21 protein-coding genes are annotated in these 25,894 nt (G+C 73.4%); 16 read left to right on the top strand and 5 right to left on the bottom strand.

Features of this window, described 5'->3' with window-relative positions; all coding sequences use genetic code 11:
• Positions 1–35 precede the first annotated feature (35 nt).
• Both JT721_RS03340 and rnhA read left to right on the top strand, forming a co-directional pair.
• A complete protein-coding gene (locus JT721_RS03340; RefSeq protein ID WP_205471480.1) occupies positions 36–1,142 on the top strand; it encodes a GuaB3 family IMP dehydrogenase-related protein in 1,107 nt (368 codons plus the stop codon).
• Positions 1,142–1,615, top strand: a complete 474-nt coding sequence (gene rnhA, locus JT721_RS03335) for a ribonuclease HI (RefSeq protein ID WP_205471479.1) — start codon at positions 1,142–1,144, stop codon at positions 1,613–1,615. Before JT721_RS03340 ends, rnhA begins: the two co-directional genes overlap by 1 nt.
• Here rnhA and JT721_RS03330 read toward each other — a convergent pair.
• Positions 1,603–2,790, bottom strand: coding sequence for a CapA family protein (locus JT721_RS03330; RefSeq protein ID WP_205471478.1), 1,188 nt, complete (start codon positions 2,788–2,790; stop codon positions 1,603–1,605). The genes rnhA and JT721_RS03330 overlap by 13 nt on opposite strands.
• A gap of 64 nt (positions 2,791–2,854) precedes the next feature.
• Between JT721_RS03330 and JT721_RS03325 the strand changes: the two genes are divergently transcribed.
• The gene (locus JT721_RS03325; protein WP_205471477.1) at positions 2,855–4,585 is read left to right on the top strand and encodes a glycerol-3-phosphate dehydrogenase/oxidase; all 1,731 of its coding nucleotides are present in this window, start codon (positions 2,855–2,857) and stop codon (positions 4,583–4,585) included.
• An 18-nt stretch (positions 4,586–4,603) separates the two neighbouring features.
• On the opposite strand, the gene JT721_RS03320 is transcribed toward JT721_RS03325, so the two are convergent.
• Complete coding sequence (locus JT721_RS03320; protein ID WP_205471476.1) at positions 4,604–6,232, bottom strand: acyl-CoA dehydrogenase family protein; 1,629 nt, start codon at positions 6,230–6,232, stop codon at positions 4,604–4,606.
• Positions 6,219–6,827, bottom strand: coding sequence for a TetR/AcrR family transcriptional regulator (locus JT721_RS03315; protein ID WP_205471475.1), 609 nt, complete (start codon positions 6,825–6,827; stop codon positions 6,219–6,221). The genes JT721_RS03320 and JT721_RS03315 overlap by 14 nt, the downstream gene beginning before the upstream one ends.
• Before the next feature lie 144 nt (positions 6,828–6,971).
• Between JT721_RS03315 and JT721_RS03310 the strand changes: the two genes are divergently transcribed.
• The 10 genes from JT721_RS03310 to JT721_RS03265 all read left to right on the top strand — a co-directional run bounded on the left by JT721_RS03310 (position 6,972) and on the right by JT721_RS03265 (position 21,664).
• A complete protein-coding gene (locus JT721_RS03310; RefSeq protein ID WP_205471474.1) occupies positions 6,972–8,099 on the top strand; it encodes a phosphotransferase family protein in 1,128 nt (375 codons plus the stop codon).
• The gene (locus tag JT721_RS03305; protein WP_205471473.1) at positions 8,099–9,199 is read left to right on the top strand and encodes a hypothetical protein; all 1,101 of its coding nucleotides are present in this window, start codon (positions 8,099–8,101) and stop codon (positions 9,197–9,199) included. The genes JT721_RS03310 and JT721_RS03305 overlap by 1 nt, the downstream gene beginning before the upstream one ends.
• 34 nt (positions 9,200–9,233) lie before the next feature.
• On the top strand, positions 9,234–10,688 hold the full coding sequence (locus tag JT721_RS03300) for an aldehyde dehydrogenase (RefSeq protein WP_205471472.1): 1,455 nt from the start codon (positions 9,234–9,236) through the stop codon (positions 10,686–10,688).
• Positions 10,689–10,930: 242 nt separating this feature from the next.
• The gene (locus JT721_RS03295; RefSeq protein WP_205471471.1) at positions 10,931–12,553 is read left to right on the top strand and encodes a succinic semialdehyde dehydrogenase; all 1,623 of its coding nucleotides are present in this window, start codon (positions 10,931–10,933) and stop codon (positions 12,551–12,553) included.
• A gap of 2 nt (positions 12,554–12,555) precedes the next feature.
• Entirely contained in the window at positions 12,556–14,280 is a 1,725-nt protein-coding gene (locus tag JT721_RS03290; protein ID WP_205471470.1) for a GMC oxidoreductase, read from the top strand.
• 372 nt (positions 14,281–14,652) lie between these two features.
• Complete coding sequence (guaA, locus tag JT721_RS03285; RefSeq protein WP_205471469.1) at positions 14,653–16,215, top strand: glutamine-hydrolyzing GMP synthase; 1,563 nt, start codon at positions 14,653–14,655, stop codon at positions 16,213–16,215.
• A 134-nt stretch (positions 16,216–16,349) separates the two neighbouring features.
• The gene (locus JT721_RS03280; protein ID WP_205471468.1) at positions 16,350–20,105 is read left to right on the top strand and encodes a SpoIIE family protein phosphatase; all 3,756 of its coding nucleotides are present in this window, start codon (positions 16,350–16,352) and stop codon (positions 20,103–20,105) included.
• 28 nt (positions 20,106–20,133) lie between these two features.
• Entirely contained in the window at positions 20,134–21,282 is a 1,149-nt protein-coding gene (locus JT721_RS03275) for a glutamate--cysteine ligase (RefSeq protein WP_205471467.1), read from the top strand.
• A 9-nt stretch (positions 21,283–21,291) separates the two neighbouring features.
• A complete protein-coding gene (locus JT721_RS03270) occupies positions 21,292–21,465 on the top strand; it encodes a hypothetical protein (protein WP_205471466.1) in 174 nt (57 codons plus the stop codon).
• A 1-nt stretch (position 21,466) separates the two neighbouring features.
• Positions 21,467–21,664: a DUF2945 domain-containing protein gene (locus tag JT721_RS03265; protein WP_205471465.1), complete on the top strand. Its 198-nt coding sequence runs from the start codon at positions 21,467–21,469 to the stop codon at positions 21,662–21,664.
• A 2-nt stretch (positions 21,665–21,666) separates the two neighbouring features.
• On the opposite strand, the gene JT721_RS03260 is transcribed toward JT721_RS03265, so the two are convergent.
• Entirely contained in the window at positions 21,667–22,671 is a 1,005-nt protein-coding gene (locus JT721_RS03260; RefSeq protein ID WP_205471464.1) for a DUF563 domain-containing protein, read from the bottom strand.
• Positions 22,672–22,740: 69 nt separating this feature from the next.
• Between JT721_RS03260 and JT721_RS03255 the strand changes: the two genes are divergently transcribed.
• Positions 22,741–23,484 carry a calcium-binding protein gene (locus tag JT721_RS03255; protein WP_205471463.1) on the top strand — a complete coding sequence of 248 codons (744 nt, stop codon included), beginning with the start codon at positions 22,741–22,743 and terminating at the stop codon, positions 23,482–23,484.
• A gap of 26 nt (positions 23,485–23,510) precedes the next feature.
• Entirely contained in the window at positions 23,511–24,254 is a 744-nt protein-coding gene (locus tag JT721_RS03250) for a calcium-binding protein (RefSeq protein WP_205471462.1), read from the top strand.
• On the opposite strand, the gene JT721_RS03245 is transcribed toward JT721_RS03250, so the two are convergent.
• Positions 24,241–25,116, bottom strand: a complete 876-nt coding sequence (locus JT721_RS03245; protein ID WP_205471461.1) for a TIGR03619 family F420-dependent LLM class oxidoreductase — start codon at positions 25,114–25,116, stop codon at positions 24,241–24,243. The two genes, JT721_RS03250 and JT721_RS03245, sit on opposite strands and share 14 nt — an antisense overlap.
• 94 nt (positions 25,117–25,210) lie before the next feature.
• Here JT721_RS03245 and JT721_RS03240 point away from each other — a divergent pair, with 94 nt between their 5' ends.
• On the top strand, positions 25,211–25,867 hold the full coding sequence (locus JT721_RS03240) for a UdgX family uracil-DNA binding protein (protein WP_205471460.1): 657 nt from the start codon (positions 25,211–25,213) through the stop codon (positions 25,865–25,867).
• Positions 25,868–25,894 lie beyond the last annotated feature (27 nt).

Here is a 25,894-nt window from a genome sequence, read left to right as displayed (position 1 = left end):
GACACGGTCGGGCGGCCGGTGGGAGGATCTGCCGCGTGACCGAGATCCAGATCGGCCAGGCCAAGCGGGCCCGCCGGGCCTACTCCTTCGACGACGTGGCGATCGTGCCCTCGCGGCGCACCCGCGACCCCGAGGAGGTCAGCACCGCCTGGCAGATCGACGCCTACCGCTTCGAGCTGCCGGTGCTCGCCGCCCCGATGGACTCGGTGATGTCGCCGGCCACCGCGATCGCCCTCGGTCGCTTCGGCGGGCTGGGCGTGCTCAACCTCGAAGGCCTCTGGACCCGCTACGACGACCCGACCGACCTGCTCGCCGAGGTCGCCGAGCTCCAGGGCACCGACGCCACCCGGCGGATGCAGGAGATCTACCGCGAGCCGGTGCGGGCCGAGCTGATCACCGAGCGGCTCCGCGAGGTCCGCGAGGCCGGGGTGACGGTCGCCGGCTCGCTCTCGCCCCAGCGCACCAAGGAGTTCGCGAAGGCCGTGGTCGACGCCGGGGTCGACATGTTCGTCATCCGCGGCACCACCGTCAGCGCCGAGCACGTCTCGTCGCAGGCCGAGCCGCTGAACCTGAAGGAGTTCATCTACGAGCTCGACGTGCCCGTCATCGTCGGCGGCTGCGCGACCCACCAGGCCGCGCTCCACCTGATGCGCACCGGCGCGGCCGGCGTGCTCGTCGGCTTCGGGGGCGGCGCCGCCCACACCACCCGCACCGTGCTCGGCGTCGCGGTGCCGATGGCGAGCGCGGTGGCCGACGTCGCCGCCGCCCGCCGCGACTACCTCGACGAGTCCGGCGGCCGCTACGTCCACGTGATCGCCGACGGGTCGATCGGCAAGTCCGGCGACATCGCCAAGGCGGTGGCCTGCGGCGCCGACGCGGTGATGGTCGGCTCGCCGTTCGCCCGGGCCAGCGACGCTCCCGGCCGCGGCTTCCACTGGGGCACCGAGGCCCACCACGCCGAGCTGCCCCGCGGGCAGCGGGTCCAGTTCGAGACGGTCGGCACGCTCGAGGAGATCCTGTTCGGTCCCTCGCGGGTCGCCGACGGCACCATGAACCTGATCGGGGCGCTCAAGCGGTCGATGGCCACCACCGGCTACACCGACCTCAAGGAGTTCCAGCGCGTCGAGGTCGTCGTCGAGTAGTGGCCGCCCCGAGTGCCGACGACGCCGAGGTCGTGGTCATCCACACCGACGGCGGCTGCGTGCCCAACCCCGGCCCGGGCGGCTGGGGTGCGGTGCTGCGGCAGGGCTCCCACGAGCTCGAGCTGTGGGGCGGCACCGCGGACGAGACCACCAACAACCGGATGGAGCTGACCGCCCCGATCCGGGCGCTGGAGGCGCTCAAGCGGCCGGTGACCGTGCACCTCCACACCGACAGCACCTACGTCCGCAACGGCATCACGAAGTGGGTGCTCGGGTGGAGCCGCAACGGCTGGCTGACGTCCGCCAAGCAGCCGGTCAAGAACGTCGACCTGTGGCAGGAGCTGGTCGCGGCCTGCTCACGCCACGACGTGCACTGGCACTGGGTCAAGGGCCACGCGGGCAACGTCGACAACGAGCGCGCCGACGTGCTGGCCACCCGGGGCCTGCAGGAGGCCGTGGCTCAGCGCGCGTAGATCGCGCGCAGCCCCGGCGTCCGGCCCAGTCCCTCGACCGCGGCCACCACCGAGCGGGCCTCGGTGCGCGTCAGCGGTCGCACCCGGATCGGACCGGTGGACACGTGGTTCCAGCCGATCGGGTGGTACGCCGCCCGGCCGACCCGGAACCGCCCGTCGCGCCGCTCCACGAGGGTGACGTCGGCGAGGATGCCCTCGTAGGTCGCCGGCCGGGTCGTCTCCTGCTGGCCGACCAGGTTGCCCATGCCGAAGAAGACCCAGGTACCGTTGACCCTGGTGACCGGCTGCACGACGTGGGCGTGCTCCCCGAGCACCAGGTCGACGGCGGGGGAGCGAGTCAGCCGCTCGACCAGCGCGGCCTGCTCGGGGGTGGGCTGGTGGCTGTACTCGACGCCGTGGTGGAGGTGGACCACCACGACGTCCGCCCCCGCCCGCCGCGCCGCCCGGGCCTGCGCGAGCAGGTTGCGCGGGTCGGCCATCGAGACCGACCACTCCCGGCCCTCGGGCAGCGGGAACCCGTTCAGGCCGTAGGTGCCCGCGACGATCCCGACCCGCACCCCGGCGTCGGTGGTGAGCACGACCGGCTGCCGCCGCTCGGCCCGGCTGCGGAAGGTGCCGACGTGGCGCACCCCGTGCCGGTCGAGCAGGTCTGCGGTGCGCACCAGCCCGTCGTAGCCCTGGTCGAGGGTGTGGTTGGAGGCGGTCGTGCAGGCGTCGAAGCCCATCGAGGCGATCCACGGGGCGATGGCCGGGGGTGCCGCGAAGACCGGGAAGTTCTGCGGCGCCTGGCCGGGGGCGGCGAACGGCACCTCCTCGTGGCACAGCGCGACGTCGGCGGCGCGCACCAGCGGCCGCACGGCGCGGAACATCGGGTCGAAGTCGTGGCCGCCCCGGCCACGCCCGGTCGTGGCGTGGTCGCGCTGGGCGCTCTGCCACACGGTGTTGTGCCACAGCAGGTCGCCGCCCATCACGATCCGCACGGTACGGGGCTCGAACGGCGCGGGGGTGGGGTCGGGGTCGGCGGCCGGCGACCCTGCCGGCCGCGCCGGGGACGCGGCGGCCACCGGGCTGCTCGGCTCCGACGGCCTCCCCGGCCAGGGGGTGGCGAGCACGCAGAGGAGGAGGGCCAGCGACGCCAGCAACCCGGTCGTCGCCGTACGTCGGGGGAGCGCCACGCAGATAGTGACGCACGGGACGGGCGGGAGGTTGCCACCGGGGGTCGGCTGCTTGACTGGTGGCATGACCCGCGCGAGCGCCCTCGGACCCGCCGCCCGCGACACCGCCCTCGCCGCGATGACCGGGGCCGAGCTCGACGTCCTCGTGGTCGGCGGCGGCATCGTCGGTGCCGGCACCGCCCTCGACGCGGTGACCCGCGGGCTGTCCACCGGGCTGCTCGAGCAGCGCGACCTCGGCAGCGGCACCAGCAGCCGCAGCAGCAAGCTCGTCCACGGCGGCCTGCGCTACCTGGAGATGCTCGACTTCGCCCTGGTGCGCGAAGCGCTGCAGGAGCGCGGCCTGCTGCTGACCCGGCTCGCGCCCCACCTGGTGCGACCGGTGCCGTTCCTCTACCCGCTGACCCGCACGGGCTGGGAGCGCCCCTACGTCGGCGCCGGGCTGGTGCTCTACGACGGCATGGCCAAGCTCGGTGCGCTGGCCAACCACGGCGGCGACACGGGCGTGCCGCGCCACCGCCACCTGTTCCGCCGGCAGGTCGCCCGGATCGCGCCCGACCTGCGCACCGACCGGCTCGCGGGCGCCATCCAGTACTGGGACGGCCAGGTCGACGACGCCCGCCTGGTGCTCACGCTGGCCCGCACCGCCGCCGCCCACGGCGCCTCCGTGGCGACCCGGGTGAAGGTGACCGGCTTCCTGCGCGAGGGCGAGCGGGTGGTCGGCGTCACGGCCCGCGACCTCGAGCACGGCCGCGACCTCGAGGTGCGCGCCCGGGTGGTGGTCAACGCCGCCGGGGTCTGGACCGACGAGATCCAGGAGATGGTGGGCGGCCGCGGGGCGCTGCACGTGCAGGCCAGCAAGGGGATCCACCTCGTGGTGCCGCGCGACCGGATCCGCTCCGAGGCCGGCTTCATCGTGCGCACCGAAACCTCGGTGCTGTTCGTGATTCCTTGGGGCCGGCACTGGATCATCGGCACCACCGACACCCCGTGGGACCTCGACAAGGCCCACCCCGCCGCGAGCCGCGCCGACATCGACTACGTGCTCGACCACGTCAACGCGATCCTGCGCGAGCCGCTCGACCACGACGACGTGGAGGGCGTCTACGCCGGTCTCCGGCCGCTGCTGTCGGGGGAGTCGGAGCCGACGTCGAAGATCAGCCGCGAGCACACGGTGGTCACCCCCGTGCCGGGGCTGGTCATGATCGCCGGCGGCAAGCTCACGACCTACCGGGTGATGGGGCGCGACGCCATCGACGCCGCCGCCCACTCCCTGCGCACCACCACCGGCCTCACGCTGCGCGGCTCGATCACCGACCGGGTGCCGCTGCTCGGTGCCGACGGGTGGGAGACCCGCGCCAACCAGCGGGTGCTGCTCGCCCGCCGCTCCGGCCTCCACGTCTCCCGGATCGACCACCTGCTGGGCCGCCACGGCGGGCTGGTCGACGACCTGCTCGACCTGGTCGCCGAGCGCCCGGAGCTGGCCGAGCCCCTCGAGGGCGCCGACGACTACCTGGCGGCCGAGGTCGTGCACGCGGTGACCCACGAGGCCGCCCGCCACCTCGACGACGTGCTCACCCGCCGCACCCGGATCTCGATCGAGACGTTCGACCGAGGCATCGCCGCGGCCCCGACGGTCGCCCGGCTGATGGCCGCCGAGCTCGGCTGGGACGACGCCCGCACCGCCGAGGAGGTCGACCACTACCTCCGACGGGTCGAGGCGGAGCGGCAGAGCCAGCTCCAGCTCACCGACCAGGAGGCCGACGAAGCCCGGGTGAAGGTCCCCGACATCGTCTGAGCAGCGGACCCCGTGGCGTCACCCGACGGCCACGACCGCCCGCTCCACCACCGACCCCAGCTCCAGCCCGGCCGGCAGCGTGCCGAACGCGCCGCCCCAGTCGCGCCCCAGACGGCTGGCGCAGAACGCGTCGGCGACCGCGGGCGGCGCGTGGCGCACCAGCAGCGAGCCCTGGAGCACCAGCGCGAGCTGCTCGACCACCCGGCGGGCCCGCACCTCGAGCTCGTCGAGGTCCGAGAGCTCCTTCTTCACCGTGGCGATCGCGTCGTCGAGGCGGTGGTCGGCACCGGCGGCCAGCTCGACCTCGGAGAAGAAGTGCTCCACCGAGGCCGGCTCGCGGCCCATCGCCCGCAGCGCGTCGAGGGCGGCGACGTTGCCCGAGCCCTCCCAGATCGAGAGCAGCGGCAGCTCGCGGTAGATGCGCGGCATCCCGGAGTCCTCGACGTAGCCGTTGCCGCCCAGGCACTCCATCGCCTCGCCGGCGACGGCCGGGCCGCGCTTGCAGACCCAGTACTTGCTCACCGCCAGCGCCAGCCTGCGGAACGACGCCTCGTCCTCGTCGCCGCGGGCGGCGCGGTCGGTGGCGCCGGCGAGCCGCATCGCGACCGTGGTGGCGGCCTCCGACTCCACGACCAGGTCGGCCAGCACGTTGCGCATCAGTGGTTGGTCGGCGAGCAGGTGGCCGAACGCCGAGCGGTGGCGGGCGTGGTGGGTGGCCGCGACCACCGCGCTGCGCATCCCGGCGGCGGTGCCGAGGGTGCAGTCGAGGCGGGTCATGTTCACCATCTCGACGATCGTGCGCACCCCGCGGCCCTCCTCGCCGACCGGCCAGGCCACCGCGCCGTCGTACTCGATCTCGGAGGAGGCGTTGGAGCGGTTGCCGAGCTTGTCCTTGAGACGCACGAGGTGCATGGCGTTGCGCGAGCCGTCGGGCAGCACCCGCGGCACCAGGAAGCAGGTGAGGCCGCCCGGCGCCTGGGCGAGCGCGAGGAACAGGTCCGACATCGGCGCCGAGGTGAACCACTTGTGACCGGTGAGCAGGTAGCTGCCGTCGGGCTGCGGCAGCGCCCGGGTGGTGTTGGCCCGGACGTCGGAGCCGCCCTGCTTCTCGGTCATCGACATGCCGGCGACCAGCCCGGCCTTGCCGGTGGGCACCCGCAGGCCCGGCTCGTAGGTGCGCGAGGTCAGCAGCGGCTCGTACGCCGCCGCGAGGTCGGGCGCCGCGCGGAGCGCCGGCACCACGGCGTAGGTCATCGAGATCGGGCAGCCGTGCCCCGCGTCGACGTTCCAGGCCAGGAACTTCGCCGCCCGGGCGACGTGGGCGCCGGGCCGGTCCTCGGCCCACGGCGCCGCGTGCAGCCCGTGGCCGACCGCGGTCGCCATCAGGGAGTGGTACGCCGGCGCGTACTCCACCTCGTCGATGCGGTGGCCGTAGCGGTCGTGGGTGTGCAGCACCGGCGGGTGCTGCTCGGCCAGCCGGCCCCACTCCTGGGCCTCGGCGGTGCCGGCCAGCCGGCCGAGGTCGTGCAGCTCCGGCAGCGCCCACCCGGCGCCCTCGCGCTCGACGGCGGCCAGCAGCGCGGCGTCGTCGGCGGTGTCGTGACCGACGAGCGGCGGGACCTGGTTGGTGACCTCATGCGTGGGCATGGCGTGCTCCTAGCGATCGGCAGACGAGGGCGGCGAGCTCGGGGACGGTGCGGGTGGGCGGGTCGCCGGCGTGCAGCGGCACCACCAGGGCCTCGGCCATCGCGCCGACCACGGCGGCGGCGGAGACCTCGGGGTCCTGCGGGGGCAGCTCCCCGGCGGCGACGGCGTCGGCGACGAGGGCGGCGAAGATGTCGCGGTAGGCGCGGCGGTAGGCCAGCCGCTCGGCCTCCACCCGTGGGTCGACCGGCTCGGCGATCAGCGCGTAGGCCAGCCGCGGCGCCCGGAACGCGCGGGAGGCGAACGTCTCGACGCTGCGGGTGATCCGCTCGGCCGTGCTGTCGGCGCCGGCGGCCGCCGCCGCGACCGCGTCGACCTCGCGCTGGGTGGCGGTGCGGAACACCTCGGCGAAGAGCGCGCCCTTGTCGGGGAAGTGGCGGTAGACGCTGCCGGTCGCCACCCCGGCGGCGGAAGCGACCCCGGCGACCGAGCAGCCGGCGTACCCCGCCTCGGCCACCCGGGCGTGCGCGGCGGCGACGATCCGCGCGCGGGTCGCGGCCAGCCGCTCCTGCACCGCGGGCGTGCGTCGGTAGGCCACCGAACCAGTGAACCGTGGTTCATTCCTTCGCGCAACCCCGGCCCGTCCGGGCGACCGTTGACAACTAGAACACGTTCCATCAATGCTGACACGCGTCAAACAGAGACGCAGGTCACACCTCAGCCACGACCAGGAGGCACCGCGGTGACCCAGGCCCCGCCACCGGCAGACATGAAGCTCCAGCGCTCGAGCCGCGACGCCGCCACCGTGCCGGGGCAGCTGGCCGCCTGGCTCGCGACGATCCTCCCGCCGGGGGCCGACCCGACCGTCACCCTGCACAGCGGGGTCGACGCCAACGGGATGTCGTCGGAGACCCTGATCCTCGACGTCACCTGGACCGAGGACGGCCGGGAGGTCTCCGGCGAGTACGTCGCCCGGGTGGCGCCGGCCGCGGCCGACGTGCCGGTCTTCCCCAGCTACGCCCTCCAGGACCAGTACGACGCGATCCGTCTGGTGGGCGAGCTCAGCGACGTGCCCGTGCCGGAGGTGCGGTGGATGGAGCCGACCGGTGAGGTGCTCGGCACGCCGTTCTTCCTCATGGACCGGCTCGAGGGCGTGGTGCCCCGCGACGTGCTGCCCTACAACTTCGGCGACAACTGGCTCCACGACGCGACGCCGGAGGAGCAGCGCCGGCTCCAGGACGGCAGCGTCGACGTGCTGGCCCGGCTGCACGCGATCCCGGACGCCGCGTCGACGTTCGCCTTCCTCGACCCCGACCAGCCCGGCGCGACCCCGCTGGCCCGCAACCTGTCCCGCACCCGCGCCTGGTACGACTTCGCGGTGCCTGACATCGGCCGCAGCCCCCTGGTCGAGCGGTCGCTGGCCTGGCTCGAGGCGAACCTGCCGCAGGACGACGAGACCGTGCTGTGCTGGGGCGACGCACGGATCGGCAACATGATGTTCCAGGAGTTCACCCCGGTCGCGGTGCTCGACTGGGAGATGGCCACCGTCGGCCCCCGCGAGCTCGACGTGTCGTGGCTGCTCTTCGCCCACCAGGTCTTCGAGACCATCACCGGCATGCTCGAGCTGCCGGGCATGCCCGGCTTCCTGCGCGAGGACGACGTGGTCGCGACCTACGAGCGGCTCACCGGGGCGACCCTGGGCGACCTGCTCTGGTACCACGTCTACAACGGCGTGCAGTGGTGCATCGTCTTCATGCGCACCGGCGCCCGGCAGATCCACTTCGGCGAGATCGTGCGACCCGACGACATCGAGTCGCTCTTCCACCACAAGCCGCTCCTGGAGCGGCTCCTCCAGGAGGCTGGCGCCTGATGGTCGGTCCGCTCGACGAGTTCCCGCTCCACCAGGTCCCGCTGCCGGTCGAGTGGGCCGGCAGCAGCGACCGGAACTTCTACGACCGCTGCTACCTCAACGCCCACGACCGCAGCGGCGACATCTTCCTCATCACCGGGCTGGGCTACTACCCCAACCTCGGCACCAAGGACGCCTTCGTGCTGGTGCGCCGCGGCGACGTGCAGACCGCCGTCCACCTCGGCGACGCGATCGACGGCGACCGGCTCAACCAGCGCGTCGGCAACTACCGGATCGAGGTCACCGAGCCGCTGAAGCGTCTGCGGGTGGTGCTCGAGGAGACCGAGGGGATCGCCTGCGACCTGTCGTGGGAGGGCTCCTTCGACGTGCTCCAGGAGCAGCCCCACGTGATGCGGCAGGGCAGCCGGGTCACCCTCGACGCCCAGCGGTTCGCCCAGGTCGGCACCTGGGAGGGGACGCTGGTCGTCGACGGCGAGGAGATCGCCGTGGGCCGCGACCGCTGGGTCGGCACCCGCGACCGCTCGTGGGGCATCCGCCCGGTCGGCGAGGCCGAGCCCGCCGGGCGGCCCGCCGACCCGCCGTTCGAGGGGATGTGGTGGCTCTACGTCCCCATGCGGTTCGAGGAGTTCGCGATCGTCCTGATCATCCAGGAGGACCCCAGCGGCTTCCGCACCCTCAACGACTGCACCCGGATCTGGCGCGACGGCCGGCGCGAGCAGCTCGGTTGGCCGCAGGTGACCATCCACTACGCCTCGGGCACCCGGGTGCCGACCGGCGCCTCCATCACCTGCACCACGCCCGAGGGCAAGCCCGTGCAGCTCGAGGTCGAGTCGCGGCTGGCGGTGCCGATCCACGTCGGCGGCGGCTACGGCGGCGACTCCGACTGGACCCACGGGATGTGGAAGGGCCCCGGCTTCACCGAGCGACTCACCTACGACGTCACCGCCCCCGACGTCGCCGGCCGGGTGATGTTCGGCGTGATCGACCACGTCGGCCGCGGCGTCTGCGACGGCGACGAGGGCTGGGGGCTCTTCGAGCACGGCGCCCTCGGCCGCCACGACCCCAGCGGCTTCACCGACTGGTTCGACCTCGCCCCCTGACCCGCCGACCACCCGCACCCACCGGAGGAACCCCATGAGCCTCGACCGCGACACCCTGTTCATCGACGGCTGGACCGCGCCGGCCTCCGGCGACACCCTCCAGGTGGTCTCGCCCCACACCGAGGAGGTGGTCGCCACCGTCCCCGAGGGCACCACCGCCGACGTCGACCGGGCGGTCGCCGCCGCCCGCCGGGCCTTCGACGACGGGCCGTGGCCGCGGATGTCGCCCTCGGAGCGGATCGACGTCATCGCGAACCTCTCCGGCCTCTACGCCGCCCGGCTGGGCGACATGGCGGAGGTGATCAGCCTCGAGATGGGGTCGCCCACGTCGTTCGCCAACCTCGCGCAGTCGCCGGCGCCGTGGATGCAGATCGAGGCGTTCCTCGCCATCGCCCGCGAGTTCCCGTGGGAGTCGGAGCGACCGGGCGCGCTGGGAGCGCCCGTCGTCGTCCGGCACGAGCCGGTGGGCGTGGTCGCCGCCATCCCGCCGTGGAACGTCCCGCAGTTCACGATCATGTCCAAGCTGGTGCCGGCGCTGCTGGCCGGCTGCACGGTCGTGGTCAAGCCGGCCCCCGAGACTCCGCTCGACGCCTACCTGTTGGCCGAGCTGCTCCAGGACGCCGGCGTGCCCGACGGCGTCGTCAACATCGTGGCCGCAGGCCGCGAGGTCGGCGAGCACCTCGTGGCCCACCCCGGCGTCGACAAGGTCGCCTTCACCGGCTCGACCGCTGCAGGCCGCCGGATCGCCGCCGTCTGCGGCGAGCAGCTCAAGCGGGTCAGCCTCGAGCTCGGCGGCAAGTCGGCCGCGATCGTCCTCGACGACGCCGACCTCGCCGCCACCGTGGAGGGCCTGAAGTTCACCGCGCTGATGAACTCCGGCCAGGCCTGCGTCGCCCAGACCCGGATCCTGGCCAGCCGCGCCAACTACGACACCGTCGTCGACGCGCTGGCCGAGGCGGTCGCGGGCATGAAGGTCGGCGACCCGATGGACCCCGCCACCGAGATCGGCCCGATGGTCGCCCAGCGCCAGCAGGAGCGGGTCGAGAAGTACATCGCCCTGGGCCAGGAGGAGGGTGCCCGCGTGGTCGTGGGCGGCCTCGGCATGCCCGAGGGCCTCGACCGGGGCTGGTACGTGCGGCCCACCGTCTTCGCCGACGTCGACAACCGGATGCGGATCGCCCAGGAGGAGATCTTCGGCCCGGTGCTCTCGGTCATCCCCTTCGACGACGTCGACGACGCGGTCCGGATCGCCAACGACTCCGAGTACGGACTCGCCGGCACCGTCTGGACCGGCGACCCCGACGCCGGCCTCGAGGTCGCCCGTCGGGTCCGCGCCGGCACCTACGGCGTCAACACCTACACGATGGACTTCGCCGCGCCCTTCGGCGGCTTCAAGTCCTCCGGCATCGGCCGCGAGTTCGGCCCGGAGGGGCTGGCGTCGTTCACCGAGCTGAAGTCGATCTACACGGAGGCTCCCGCCGCCGGTTGAGGAAGGGCGTGCAACGCCTGCCGCGAAACGCGGTGGCCGACCGCCCTCCCTGGTCCACGGCGGGCAGCCCAGCTTTCGCCGAGCCGGCGTTAATTGACGCCGGGTCGGCGCGCCGCGGTGACAACAAGCGCCGGGTCGGCGAACCCGCCCGCGATCTGCTTGACAAAGCAAGAAGATGTGTAAAACCGCACACCCGGGCCGGATGGCTGTCCCCGGAGACGGCCGTCACATACTGTGGGTATATGAGCGCCTCCAACCCCACTCCGTCCGGTGGTCCGGTCGTCGAGGGTCCGCACGATCCCGAGCACGACCCCCGGGCGGCGTACGCGCTCGAGCCCGACTACGTCGCCGCGCTGACCCGGCGGATCCGCGCCACCAGCGGCGAGAGCGTGGCGGTCGACTCGCCGCTCGACGGGGCGCCGTTGGCGCACATCCCGCAGTCGAGCACCGCCGACGTGCACGACGCCTTCGCGCGGGCCCGCAAGGCGCAGGAGGCCTGGGCGCGCACCAGCCTCGACCACCGTGCCGAGCTGCTGATCCGCCTGCACGACCTGGTGCTGGAGCGACAGGACGAGATCATCGACCTGATCGTGCTGGAGTCCGGCAAGGCCCGCAAGCACGCCTTCGACGAGCCGCTGCACATCGCGCTGACGGCCCGCTACTACGCGCGCACCGCCCACCAGCACCTCGACACCGAGCGAAAGCTGGGCGTCGTGCCGGGGCTCACCCGGGTCGAGGTCAACCGGGTGCCGAAGGGCGTCGTCGGGATCATCTCGCCGTGGAACTACCCCTTCACGATGGCGCTCTGCGACGGCCTGCCGGCCCTGCTGGCCGGCAACGCCGTGGTCGCGAAGCCCGACGCGCAGACCATGCTGTCGGCGCTGCTCGCCGCCCAGCTGCTCGAGGAGGCCGGCTTCCCGGCCGACCTGTGGCAGGTCGTGGCCGGGCCCGGCAGCGTGGTCGGCACCGAGATCATCGGCCGCGCCGACTACATCTGCTTCACCGGTTCCACCGCCACCGGCAAGCTCGTGGCCCAGGGCTGCGCCGAGCGGCTGATCGGCTGCTCGCTCGAGCTCGGCGGCAAGAACCCCATCCTGGTGCTCCGCGACGCCGACCTCGACAAGGCCGCCGAGGGCGCGGTGCGCGCGGCGTTCTCGAACGCCGGGCAGCTCTGCGTGTCGATGGAGCGGATGTTCGTGGCCGACCAGGTCTACGACCGGTTCGTCGAGAAGTTCGTGGCCCGCACCGAGGCGATGACGCTGGGCGCCACCCTCGACTGGGGCAACGACATGGGCTCGCTGATCTCGCAGGCCCAGCTCGACACCGTGGTCGCCCACGTCGAGGACGCCGTCGCCAAGGGGGCGCGGGTGCTGACCGGCGGCCGGGCCCGCCCCGACCTCGGGCCCTACTTCTTCGAGCCGACCGTCCTCGAGGGCGTCACGCCCGAGATGACCTGCTTCGGCGACGAGACCTTCGGCCCCGTGATCGCGATCTACCGCTTCCACGACGAGGCCGACGCCGTCGCGCGGGCCAACGCCGGGGAGTACGGCCTCAACGCCTCCATCTACAGCCAGGACGGCCCCCGCGCCCGGGCGATGGCCCGCGTGATCAAGTGCGGGACCGTCAACATCAACGAGGCGTTCGGGGCGACGTTCGCCAGCATCGACTCCCCGATGGGCGGCATGCGCCAGTCCGGCATGGGCCGGCGCCAGGGCGCCGAGGGCATCCACCGCTACACCGAGTCGCAATCGGTCGCCACCCAGCGAGGCATCCGGTTCGCGCCGATGTTCGGTATGTCCGACCAGGCCTACGCGCGGTTGATGACGGCCAACCTGAAGCTGATGAAGAAGCTCGGCAGGGCGTGACGATGAGCGAGCAGGAGTTCGACTTCGACGTCCTGGTCATCGGCTCGGGCTTCGGTGGCTCGGTGAGCGCGCTGCGCCTGACCGAGAAGGGCTACCGGGTCGGCGTCGTCGAGGCGGGCGCCCGCTTCGAGGACGGCGACTTCGCGTCCGGCACCTTCGACCTCAAGCGCTACCTGTGGGCGCCCCAGCTGGGCATGTACGGCATCCAGCGCATCGACGCCGTCCGCGACACCATGATCGTGGCCGGTGCGGGCGTCGGTGGCGGGTCGCTGGTCTACGCCAACACGCTCTACGAGCCGCTGCCGGCGTTCTACACCGACCCGCAGTGGTCGTCGATCACCGACTGGAAGAGCGAGCTGGCGCCGTTCTACGACCAGGCCAAGCGGATGCTGGGCGTCGTCGACAACCCCGTGCGCACCCCGGCCGACGACGTCATGGAGTCGGTGGCCAAGGAGATGGGGGTCGAGGACACCTTCCACCCCACCCCGGTGGGCGTCTTCTTCGGCGGCCCCGGCCAGGAGGAGGGCGAGCTCGTCGACGACCCGTTCTTCGGCGGCGCCGGCCCGGCCCGCAACACCTGCAAGAACTGCGGCGAGTGCATGAGCGGCTGCCGCCACAACGCCAAGAACACCCTGGTCAAGAACTACCTCTACCTCGCCGAGCAGAACGGCGCCGAGGTGCTGCCGCTCACGACCGTCACCCGGATCGCCCCGAGGGCCGGCGGCGGCTACGACGTGCACGTCCGCTGGACCAAGGCCAAGCCGTGGCTGCCCAACGTCACCCGGGTGATCCGGGCCGAGCAGGTGGTGATGGCGGCCGCCTCGCTCGGCACCCAGAAGCTGCTGCACCGGATGAAGGACGAGGGGCACCTGCCCCACCTCTCCGACCGGCTGGGCTACCTCTCGCGGACCAACTCCGAGTCGATCCTGGGCGCCATCGCCCCCGCCGACGACGCCACCGACTACAGCTACGGCGTCGCCATCACCTCGAGCTTCCACCCCGACCCCGACACCCACATCGAGCCGGTGCGCTACGGCAAGGGCTTCAACACGATGGCGATGCTCCAGACCGTCCTCACCGACGGCGACGGCGCCGAGCCGCGCTGGCTCACCTGGGCCAAGGAGATGTGGGTGCAGCGGCGCAACGTCAAGGAGCTCTACGACTTCAAGCACTGGTCGGAGCGCACCGTCATCGCCCTGGTGATGCAGAGCCTCGACAACTCGATCACGACCTTCGGCAAGCGCAACCGGCTCACCGGTCGCTGGCGGATGACGTCCCGGCAGGGCCACGGCGCGCCGAACCCGACCTGGATCCCGGTCGCCAACGAGGCCGTACGCCGGATCGCGGCCCGGCTCGGCGGCACCGCAGGCGGCAACATCGGCGAGCCGTTCGGCATGCCGCTGACCGCCCACTTCATCGGCGGCTGCGCGATCGGCGACTCGCCCCGCACCGGCGTCATCGACCCCTACCAGCGGGTCTACGGCCACCCCGGCCTGCACGTCGCCGACGGCTCGGCCGTGACCGCGAACCTGGGCGTCAACCCGTCGCTGACGATCACCGCCCAGGCCGAGCGGGCGATGGCGCTGTGGCCCAACAAGGGGGAGGCCGACCACCGGCCTCCGCTGGGCGAGGACTACCGCCGGATCGAGCCGGTCGCGCCCCGCTCGCCGGCCGTCCCGGAGAGCGCTCCGGGGGCCCTGCGACTGCCCATCGTGGGCGTCTCCTGAGGCCCTCACCAGGTGATGGTCTAGACCGGCTCGGAAGTTTCGTCACTTCTGCCATCGGGGCGTAACCCGTCTCCGGAGCCCTCGTTGAGAGGCATGAGAGTCGGCAGTCATGCTCCCTCCCTTTTGCCGGCTCCCGCAGTCCAAGCGCTCTTCGTGAGCCGCATGGACGATCAGGGCCCGGCCACCCTCCCTCCCCGGCCGGGCCCTGGTGCATTTCCGAGCCCTCGAGCGAGCCTGCGAGGGACGGGCGACGCGTCTCGAAACGGGGGCGGTTGATGGCACACCCCGGGCAACCTGCGGGCGTCGTTCGGGGAACAGTTGCAGCGACAGGTCGACGCGCCACGGCACGAGCCGCCTCGATAGGCTCGGCCCATGACGGCGGCTGGCGAGCACGATCTGGTCCTGGTGGTCGACTTCGGGGCGCAGTACGCCCAGCTGATCGCCCGCCGCGTGCGCGAGGCACGGGTCTACTCCGAGATCGTGCCGCACACCATGCCCGTCGAGGAGATGCTCGCCCGCGAGCCGAAGGCGATCATCCTGTCCGGCGGGCCGTCCTCGGTCTACGCCGAGGGCGCGCCCGGGATCGACGACCACCTGTTCACCTCCGGCACCCCGGTGTTCGGCATGTGCTACGGCTTCCAGCTGATGGCCAAGGGGCTCGGCGGCGAGGTAGCCGCGACCGGCGCCCGGGAGTACGGCCGCACCGGCGTCCGGGTGAGCGAGTCCGGCACCCTGCTGGCCGGGCTGCCGGTCGAGCACCGGGTCTGGATGTCCCACGGCGACTCGGTCACCGGCGCGCCCGAGGGCTTCACCGTGCTGGCCTCGACCGACGTGACGCCGGTGGCGGCGTTCGAGGACGTCGGCCGCGGGCTCGCGGGGGTGCAGTGGCACCCCGAGGTGCTGCACAGCGAGCACGGGCAGGAGATCCTCGAGCACTTCCTCCACGACATCGCCGGCTGTCGGCAGACCTGGACGATGCTCAACATCGTCGAGGAGCAGGTCGAGCGGATCCGCGAGCAGATCGGTGGCGGCCGGGCGATCTGCGCGCTGTCGGGCGGCGTCGACTCCGCCGTGGCCGCGGCCCTGGTGCAGCGAGCCATCGGCGACCGCCTCACCTGTGTCTACGTCGATCACGGGATGATGCGCCTCGGCGAGACCGAGCAGGTGCGGCGCGACTTCGAGGAGGTCTTCGACGCCCTCGACGTGGTCGACGCCGAGGACCAGTTCCTCGGCGCGCTGGAGGGGGTCACCGACCCCGAGGAGAAGCGCAAGATCATCGGCCGCGAGTTCATCCGCACCTTCGAGGCCGCCGAGGTGCGGGTGTTCGGCGGCGCGGAGGGCGAGACGGCCTACCTGGTGCAGGGCACGCTCTACCCCGACGTCGTCGAGTCCGGCGGCGGTGCCGGCACCTCCAACATCAAGTCCCACCACAACGTCGGCGGCCTGCCGGAGGACCTCGAGTTCGAGCTCGTCGAGCCGCTGCGCACGCTGTTCAAGGACGAGGTCCGCCAGGTCGGCGAGCAGCTCGGCCTGCCCGCCACGATGGTGTGGCGCCAGCCGTTCCCGGGTCCCGGCCTCGGCATCCGGATCATCGGCGAGGTCACCCGCGAGCGCCTCGACATCCTGCGCCAAGCCGACGCGATCGCCCGCGAGGAGCTCACCGCGGCCGGCCTCGACCGCGAGATCTGGCAGTTCCCGGTGGTGCTGCTCGCCGACGTCCGCTCGGTCGGCGTGCAGGGCGACGGCCGCACCTACGGCCACCCCGTCGTCCTCCGCCCGGTCACCTCCGAGGACGCCATGACCGCCGACTGGGCCCGGCTGCCCTACGACGTCATGGAGCGGATCTCGACCCGGATCACCAACGAGTGCGCCGAGATCAACCGGGTCACCCTCGACATCACCAGCAAGCCGCCGGGCACGATCGAGTGGGAGTAGCCCGGCGCTGCCGGCGCACCGCCCGCGCGGGTGAGGCACCACTCCTCGTCCCGGTCGTTGTACCTTCCACTAACCGGGTAAAGCCCCCGCTGACACCCTGACCCCCCGACGGCCCGGCCGAGGAGACGCACGACGTGGACGGCACCTCGATCCGCCGAGCACTGGCCGCGGGCGGGCAGGTGGGCCAGGACCTGCTGGCGGTCGACTGGGACGCCACCCCTCTCGGGCCGCCGGAGTCGTGGTCGCTGAGCCTGCGCAACGCGGTGCGGATCCTGGTCACCTCGAAGTTCTCGATGTGGATGGCGTGGGGCCCCGAGCTGACGTTCTTCTGCAACGACGCCTACCGGCGCGACACGCTCGGCACCAAGTACCCGTGGGCGCTCGGCCGGCCGGCGAGCGAGGTCTGGTCGGAGATCTGGGACGACATCGGCCCGCGCATCGAGCGGGTGATGGCGACCGGTGAGGCGACCTTCGACGAGCGGCTGCTGCTGTTCCTCGAGCGCTCCGGCTACGTCGAGGAGACCTACCACACCTTCTCCTACAGCCCGCTCGCCGACGACGACGCCCGGGTCAACGGGTTCCTGTGCGTGGTCATCGAGGAGACCGACCAGATCGTCGCGTCGCGCCGGATCGCGACCCTGCGCGACCTCGGCATCCGGTCGGGCGCCGCCGAGGACGAGGTGGCGGCGGTGCGGTCGGCCTGCGCCACCATCGCCGCCAACCCCTGGTCGGTGCCGTTCGCCGCGGTCTACCTCTTCGACGACGACGGCGAGGTCGCCACGCTCACCGGCACCGCGGGCATCGAGGCCGGCCACCCCGCCGCGCCCCGCGCCGTACGGCGTGGCGACCCGGGCGCCGCCTGGCCCCTGGAGCCGCTCTGGGCCGGGGAGAGCCTGCGCGACCGCCCGGAGGGGCGGTTCGGCGCGCTGCCCAAGGGGGCCTGGCCGGGCGAGCCCGAGGAGCTCTACCTCGTCCCGCTGCTGCAGCCCACCCACGACCACCCGCACGGCTTCCTGATGGTGGCGGTCAACCGCTACCGGCCGTTCGAGCCCACCTACACCGACTTCGTCGGCCTGGTCGCCAGCCACATCTCGGCCGCCATCTCCGACGCGCTCGCGATCGAGGAGGAGAAGCAGCGCGCCGAGCGGCTGGCCGAGCTCGACCGGGCCAAGTCGGACTTCTTCGCCAACGTCAGCCACGAGCTGCGCACCCCGCTGACCCTCCTCCTGGCCCCGGCCGAGGACGCGCTGGCCAGCGGCGACGACCCGCTGCCGCCCCGCCAGCACGAGCGGGTCTCGACGATCGTGCGCAACGGCCAGCGGATGCTCCAGCTGGTCAACACCCTGCTCGACTTCTCCCGGCTCGAGTCGGGGCAGGCCCGGGCGGAGTACCGCCACACCGACCTGTGCGCGCTCACCAACGAGCTCGCGGCGATGTTCGACTCCGCGGCCCAGGGGTCCGGGCTCGCGTTCGACGTCCAGTGCTCCGACGCCTGGGCCTGGGTCGACCGCGACCAGTGGGCCAAGATCGTGCTCAACCTGCTCTCCAACGCCTTCAAGTTCACCTTCGAGGGCCGGATCGAGGTGGGGGTGGGAGCCGAGGACGACCAGGTCGTGCTGACCGTCTCCGACACCGGCGCAGGCATCCCCGAGGCCGAGCTGCCCCACCTCTTCGAACGCTTCCACCGGGTCGCCGGCACCCGGAGCCGCACCCACGAGGGCTCGGGCATCGGGCTGGCGCTGGTCGCCGAGCTGGTCCAGGCCCACGGCGGCACCATCGACGTGACGAGCCGGGTCGAGGAGGGTACGACGTTCGTCGTGCGCGTGCCGGTCGGCCCCGGGCACCTGCCGGCCGACCAGCTCGTCGAGGACGACGCACCGCTGACCCCGGTCACCCAGGACGGCCAGACCCGCCAGCTGGTCGCCCAGTCGCTGAGCTGGCTCGACGACGACCCCGCGCTGGCCGAGCCGCCGCCGGAGCGCGACGGCCGGCCGCGGGTGCTGGTGGTCGACGACAACGGTGACATGCGTCGCTACATCGCCGACACCCTCGACCGCGAGGTCGATGTCGTCGTCGCCGAGGACGGCGTCGCGGCGCTCGAGCAGATGGCCCGCGAGCAGCCCGACCTGGTCGTCACCGACGTGATGATGCCCCGGCTCGACGGGTTCGGCCTGCTCCAGCGGATGCGGCGCGACCCGGGGCTGGCCGCTGTCCCCGTGATCATGCTCTCGGCCCGCGCGGGCGAGGAGGGCATGATCGAGGGCCTCGAGGCCGGCGCGGACGACTACCTCGTCAAGCCGTTCTCGGGCCGCGAGCTGCTCGCCCGGGTGCGGGTCACGCTCGCCCTCGACCGCGAGCAGCGCGCCCGCGAGGCCGTGGAGCAGTCGCAGGAGCTGCTCGACCAGGCGCAGCGCCTGGCCCGGGTCGGCAGCTGGGAGATCAACGCCGACGACGACACCCTGGTCGCGTCGCGCACCTTCCTGGAGATGCTCGAGCTGACCGTCGAGGAGATCGAGCGGCTCGGCGCCACCGAGGTGGTGGAGTCGCGGGTGCACCCCGACGACCTCGACCGGGTACGCGGCGAGCTGGCCCGCGCCGTGCCCGGGCAGGTCCTCGAGTACGAGACCCGGATCGTGCTGCCCTCGGGCGACCAGCGCATCTTCCACGTGCGCGGCGAGGTGCGCACCGACGCCGACGAGGCCCGCGTGCTGCGCGGCTCGTTCCAGGACGTCACCGAGCAGCGGGCCACCCAGGAACGGTTGGTCGCGGCCGAGACCGAGCGCCAGGTGGCCCACGGCCTCCAGGCGAGCCTGCTGCCGGCCAGTGACTTCGTCGTCGACCCGCTCGACGTCGCCGCCACCTACCGCGCCGGCGTCGAGGGCACCCAGGTCGGCGGCGACTGGTACGACGTCATCGACCTCGGCGCCGGGCGCACGGCGTTCGTGATCGGCGACGTGATGGGGCGGGGGATCCGGGCCGCCGCGGTGATGGGCCAACTCAAGGCCGCCGTCCGCGCCTACGCGACGCTCGACCTGCCGCCCGCCGAGGTCCTCGAGCACCTCGACCACCTGGTGCAGGACGTCGCTCGCGACGAGATCGTCACCTGCGTCTACGCCATCTTCGACGCCGCCACCCGCACCCTCACCTACGCCAACGCCGGCCACCTGCCGCCCCTGGTCGTGCCCCGCGCCGGCTCGCCGCTGGCGTTCAGCACCGACGTGACCGGCCCGCCGCTCGGCGCGGGTTTCTACGGCGTCGAGGCCGCGACCGTGGAGCTGTCGGTCGGCGACACCGTGGCCCTCTACACCGACGGGTTGGTCGAGCGGCGCGGCACCGACCTGATGGACGGCATCGACGCGCTCTCCCGCGAGCTGGGTGCACGGCGCGACCGGCCGTTCGCGGGGCTGCCCGAGGAGCTGGTGGGCGCGCTGGTGGGCGACGACGCGGACGACGACATCGCGCTGGTGCTGCTGCGGGTGCGGCCCGACCGCGACCGGGTGATGGAGCTGCGGCTCAACCACGCCGGAACGGCGCCCGGGACGGCCCGCCAGGCGGTGGGCCGGCAGCTGCGGGAGTGGGGGATCGGGCCGTCGGTCGTCGACGACGTCGTGCTGGTCACCAGCGAGCTGGTGACCAACGCGCTGGTGCACGCGCGCCCGCCGATCGACCTGGCCGTGCGGGCCAACGACGGCCGGGTGCAGGTCGAGGTGCGCGACCGTGCGGTGCTGCGGCCGCGGCGGCGTCGTCCCGACGACGACGACGAGCACGGCCGCGGCCTGAACATCGTCGAGGCGCTTGCCGACGACTGGGGCACCCACGCCGCCGAGAGCGGCAAGACCGTGTGGTGCTCGCTGGCCTCGGTGCGCGAGCGCGACCAGCACCCGGCGTGACCGGCCCCCGACCGGGGTACTGCTGCCCATGACGGTCCGCACGGTGGGTGTCGAGGAGGAGCTGCTCCTCGTCGATCCCGACACCCGGGAGCCGGCCCACCGGGCGGCCGAGGTGCTCAAAATCCTGCGCGACGAGGCGTCGGGTGGCACGTCCGGCCGGGGCACGGCGGCCGACGACGTCGACCGCGAGCTGTTCCGCCACCAGCTCGAGACCCGCACCGACCCGGCCACCGACCTGGCCGACATCCGCACCCAGCTCGTCGCCGCGCGCCGCACCGCCGGCACCGCCGCCCGGCGCGCCGGCCTGGCCGCGGTGGCCTCCGGCACCTCGCCGCTGGCGACGACCGCGGTGCGGGTCAGCCGCGACCAGCGCTACCAGACCATGAGCGACACCTTCGGCGCGGTGGCCAGCAGCGGTGGCACGTGCGGCATGCACGTGCACGTCGCGGTGGAGTCCGACGACGAGGGCGTGGTCGTGCTCGACCGGATCGGTCCCTGGCTCCCCGTGCTGCTGGCGATGTCGTCGAACTCGCCGTACGCCGACGGCCTCGACACCGGCCACGCGTCGTGGCGCGCCCAGCTCTGGGGCCGGTGGCCGAGCGCCGGGCCACTGTCGCCGGTCGGCTCGGTCGCGGCCTACCGCGAGCTCGCCGACGAGCTGATCGGCCTCGGTGCGGCCCTCGACACGGGGATGCTCTACTTCGACGCCCGGCTGTCGGAGGCGCACCCGACGGTCGAGGTGCGGGTCTGCGACGTGGCCACCGACGTCGAGCACGCCTGCCTGGTCGCGGCCCTGGTGCGCGGCCTGGTCGAGCGGGCGGCCGCCGCGCCGGACCCGCGCGTCGAGGGCTGGCGTCCCGAGCTGCTGCGGGCCGCGCACTGGCGGGCCTCGCGGCACGGCCTCGCCTCGACCCTGGCCCACCCGGTCACCCGCCGGCCGGCGCCGGCCGCCGAGGTGGTCGCCGCGCTGGTGGCGCACGTCGAGCCGGCCCTGGTCGAGGCCGGCGACCTCGACCTGGTGAGGTCGGGCGTCGACCGGCTGCTCGCCGGCGGTGGCGGCGCCGCCCGGCAGCGTGCGGCGTACGAGCGCAGCGGCACCCTCGAGCACGTCGTCGACGACCTCGTGGCCCGCACCGAGCAGACCTGGGAGCGGATCGAGGAGTCCGGACCCGGGTAACGCAGCACCATGACGACGACGCCCGTGCGACCGGACGACGACCCGCAGACCAAGCCCCTCGTGCAGCCGGGGGAGGAGCCGCCGCACCGGCCCGGCGAGCCGGAGCCGGCCGTCCACCCGCAGATCGAGCCGGACGGTGAGCCGCAACCCGACGTCCAGCCCGGCACGGCCGAGGAGGCCTGAGGTGCGCAAGGGAGAGAGCGTGCGCTGGGAGACCTCGCAGGGCACCACGACCGGTAGGACGGTGGAGCGGCGCACCAAGCCGTTCCAGTTCGAGAAGCAGCAGTTCAACGCCAGCGAGGACGAGCCGTACTGGATCGTCGAGTCGGGCAAGACCGGGGCGCGCGCGGCCCACAAGGAGTCGAGCCTGAAGAAGGTGTGACCTCAGGTGCCGGCCAACAGCCGCCCGACGTCGTCGGGCGTCGCCGCGGCCGGCAGGAACGCGTGCGGGTGCTCGCAGAGGTGGTCGATCACGCGCTGCAGCCCGAGCGGCGCGTGGGGGTTGCGTTGGTCGCCGACCTCCACGACGGCGCTGCCGGCCGGTGCGAAGGCGCTGAGGTGCAGGGCCGACCCCGACGTGCCGGCGAGCACCGCCGCGCCGGCGGCCAGCCGCACCTGGTCGTCGACGTGCAGCGACTCCGGTGCCACCACCTCGTAGCCGACCGCGGCGAACGCCGCGTCGAGCTCGCGGTCGCGCTCCGGGCTGGTGCGCACCTCGCGCCCGGTGCGGCGCTTGTGGCGGTTGAACTCGGTGCGCGAGAGCCACACCCGCCGGGTGGGTGGCGTCGGGCTGCGGAACGGCGCCGCGATGCGCTCCCAGACCTGGCGGGCCTGCGGGTGCGCCCAGCCGTTGGCCACCACCGCCCGGCTCGGCACCACCAGCCGCTCCACGCGTAGCGGCTTGGCCTTTCCCACCACCTCGATCGGCAGCCCACCCCGGCCGGCGAGCTCGAGCAGTCGCAGCATCCAGGGCTCCTGCACCACCGGTCGGCGCAGGTACTTGTGGAAGACCAGCCCCTGGACGTCCGGCTCGTCGGGCCACAGCGTCGTGAGCGTCTCGACGACGAAGTGCCCGAAGTGCTGGATCCAGTGGCCGCCGTAGAGCCAGCGTCCCGGCAGCAGCCGCGCGTCCGGGGACACCCGGACCGACCCGGGGTCGGCCGGCACCCAGGCGTGCCCGTTGGTGCCGCCGATCTTCTGCGACGCCACCACCAGCGCGCCCTCGGCGTCGTGCACCGCCCCTCGGATCCAGCGGCTCGGCTGCCCGAAGGTGCGCAGCGAGCCGTGGGCGAGGCGGCTGAGGAAGGCGCCGTCGACGACCTCGAGCGTGGGCTCGTCGAGGGGCGGGCTGGGGAAGTCGGGCACCGCCCAGGCCTCGTGCGGCTGCATGTGCCGAACCTAACGCCCTGGATCGTCCGAACCCCTGCGACGCACGCGAGGCTCACCTAGGGTAAAGACATGTCCCGCCGAACCGCTCTCATCGCCGGCCCGCTGGCCGCCGCCGCCCTCCTCGCCGCGGCCGTGCCTGCCGCCCTCGGCGCCACCGTCATCGGTACCAGCCGGGCCGACAACCTGCGTGGTGGCACCGGTCACGACCTGATCCGGGGCTGGGCCGGCAGCGACTCGGTCGAGGCGGGCCAGGGCAACGACACCGTCTACGGCGGCACCGGCAACGACACCGTCGGCGGTGGCGAGGGCAACGACGTGCTCCACGGCGAGACGGGTTCGGACTACCTCCGCGGCCTCGGCGGCAGCGACCGGGTCTACGGCGGGCCGGGCAACGACGCGAAGGTCGACCGCAAGAACGGCCGCCCCGGAGCGAACTACTACACCAACGGTCTCCAGGGCGGGGCCGGCGCCGACTTCGTCGACGGCGGCGCGGGCAACGACTACCTCATCGGCGGCGACGGCACGTCCGACGGGGCCGACCGTCTCGTCGACGGGCCGGGCGATGACGTGGTCAAGGGCGGCTACGGCGTCGACACGATCTACCTCGGCCCCGGCCGCGACATCGTCTACGGCGAGGAGGGCGGCTCGGTCGTCTACGCCTACGCCGACGGCGTCCGCGACATCATCTACTGCGGGGAGAGCGGCACCCGGGTCCTGCGCTACCAGGGCCGCCAGGACCCGCTCGACCGGGTCACCAACTGCGGCGTCCCCGTCACCCACTTCACGCCGTGGCCCGCAACGCCTGTCTCCTGAGTCCGCGCTGACCTAGGCTGGCGGGCATGCCCCCCACGACTTCCCCCACCACGCCCCGCCCCCGCCGTTCCCGCCCCGGCCCCGTGCGCCTGCTCGCGCTCGTCGTGACCGTGCTGGCGCTGGCCCTCGCGCCGAGCGCAGCCTCGGCCAAGAAGGTCACCGGCACCAACAAGGCCGACCGGATCAAGACCGGTGCCGGCAACGACAAGATCCGCGCCAAGGGCGGCAGCGACAAGGTGGAGTCCGGCGGCGGCCGAGACACCGTCTGGGCCGGCGGCGGCCACGACAAGGTCGGGCTGGGCGGCGGCAACGACACCGCCTTCGGTGACGCCGGCAACGACAACATCCAGGGCATCGGCGGCAACGACCGCATCTACGGCGGCACCGGCAACGACGTGACCTGGCGCGCCGGCACCGGTCCGCGGCGCTACTCGCTCGGCCTGCAGGGCGGCCAGGGCAACGACCTGATCGACGGCGGCGACGGCCACGACAACCTCGACGGCGGCGACGGCAACGACACCCTGCGCGACGGCCCCGGCGACGACGTGGTCTCCGCCGACGCCGGTGACGACACCGTCCAGGTCGGCCCCGGCCGCGACATCGTCTTCGGCGAGGAGGGCTTCGACCGGATCTACCTCACCAACGACGGCGTCGCCGACGAGATCTACTGCGGCAACGCCAGCCAGACCCGCACCGGTGTCGTCTACTACGTCGGCGGCCGCGACCCGCTCGACAAGATCGGCTACTGCGACGACATCATCGTCCGCTGACCCGCAGGGGCTCGATGACGTCGGCGGCGAAGCGCTCCATGCCCTCGAGCTTCTGCTCCGGGGTGGCGTCGAGGCCGAAGTAGTAGGCCCACGGCATCGTCATCACCTCGGTGACGCCGCGTTCGCCCGCGACCGCGAACTGCTCGGGGGTGAACGCGTCGGTGAGTGCGACGATCACCTCGAAGTCGCCCTCGAGGCCGTGCTCCTCGCGCAGCTCGCGCAGCCGGGCGGCGTGCCCGGCCGCCTCGTCGGTGGAGTAGATGTCGCCGATCCAGCCGTCGTGGCGCACCGCGCGCGCGAAGGCGATCTCGGACAGCCCGCCGACGTAGACCGGCACCGGTGCGGTCGGTGTGGGGTTCATCGTCATCCGGGGCGCGCTGTAGAACTCGCCCTCGAACTCCGTCCAGCCCGGCTGCCAGAGCGCCTCGAGCAGCGCCAGGCCCTCGTCGGTGCGCCGGCCGCGGGTGCGGAAGTCGGCGCCGAGCAGGTCGAACTCCTCGCGGCACCAGCCGATCCCGACGCCGAGGGAGACCCGGTTGCCCGAGAGCACGGCCGCCGTGCCGACCGACTTCGCGACCTGGAACGGGCTGCGCATCGCCGGCACGTAGACGGAGGTGAAGAACCGCAGCCGCGACGTCACCGCTGCCATCGCCCCGGCCAGCACCCAGGGGTCGGGCCAGTCGGCGTCGGTGTCCCAGCGGCGCGACCCGTCGGGCGTGTAGGGGTACGGCGTGTCCAACGTCTCCAGGTCGAGGACGTGGTCGGGCACGGCGATCGCGTGGTAGCCGAGCCGGTCGGCCGCCCGGGCGATGTCGAGGAGCTGGTCGACGGGCAGGAACGCCGAGCTGATGGAGAAGCGCACCCGACCACCCTAGTGGGCCGGACTAGAACGTGTTCTCGTTCCGGTCGGCGCCGGGACGGCTGCTCGGGGCGGCAGGCATGGGTACCGGGGCCGCATGGCCGACGTCGAGCGCCCGGGCGCCCAAGCGTGGGTGCCGCAGCGCCCGTCCCTGCGGTCGCTGCGGGCCGCGGTGCAGGAGTGCCGGGGGTGCGAGCTCTGGGCGGACGCCACCCACGGGGTGATGGGACGCGGCCCCCGCGCTGCCCGGGTGCTCCTGCTCGGCGAGCAGCCCGGTGACCGCGAGGACCGGGAGGGCGAGCCCTTCGTCGGCCCGGCCGGGGCGGTGCTCGACCGGGCGCTGGCCGAGGCCGGGATCGACCCCGGCGACACCTTCCGCACCAACGTGGTCAAGCACTTCCGGTGGCGCGGGACCCGCGGCAAGCAACGCATCCACCGCGGTCCTAGCCGGGTGCACGTCGCCGCGTGCGGCCCGTGGCTGGTGGCCGAGCTCGCCGTCGTCCGTCCCGTGGGCGTGGTGCTGCTGGGCGGCACCGCAGGAACGTCGCTCTACGGCACGTCGTTCCGGGTGGGGGAGAGCCGTGGCCGGGTGCTGGACTGGCCGACCTCCTTCGAGACGGCCCGCCCGCCGGAGTGGGTGGTGCCGACCGCGCACCCCTCGGCGGTGCTGCGCGCCGACGACCGCGACGCGGCGCGGGCCGCTCTCGTGGCCGACCTCCGGGTCGCCGCCGACCTGCTGGGCGGGTCCGGCTGAGGCCCGGACCGCCCTCACCGCGCGGCG

This window comes from Nocardioides sp. SYSU D00038 (assembly GCF_016924665.1).
In the GTDB taxonomy this organism is placed as follows: domain Bacteria; phylum Actinomycetota; class Actinomycetes; order Propionibacteriales; family Nocardioidaceae; genus Nocardioides.
This window is presented reverse-complemented; position numbering and strand designations above follow the sequence as displayed.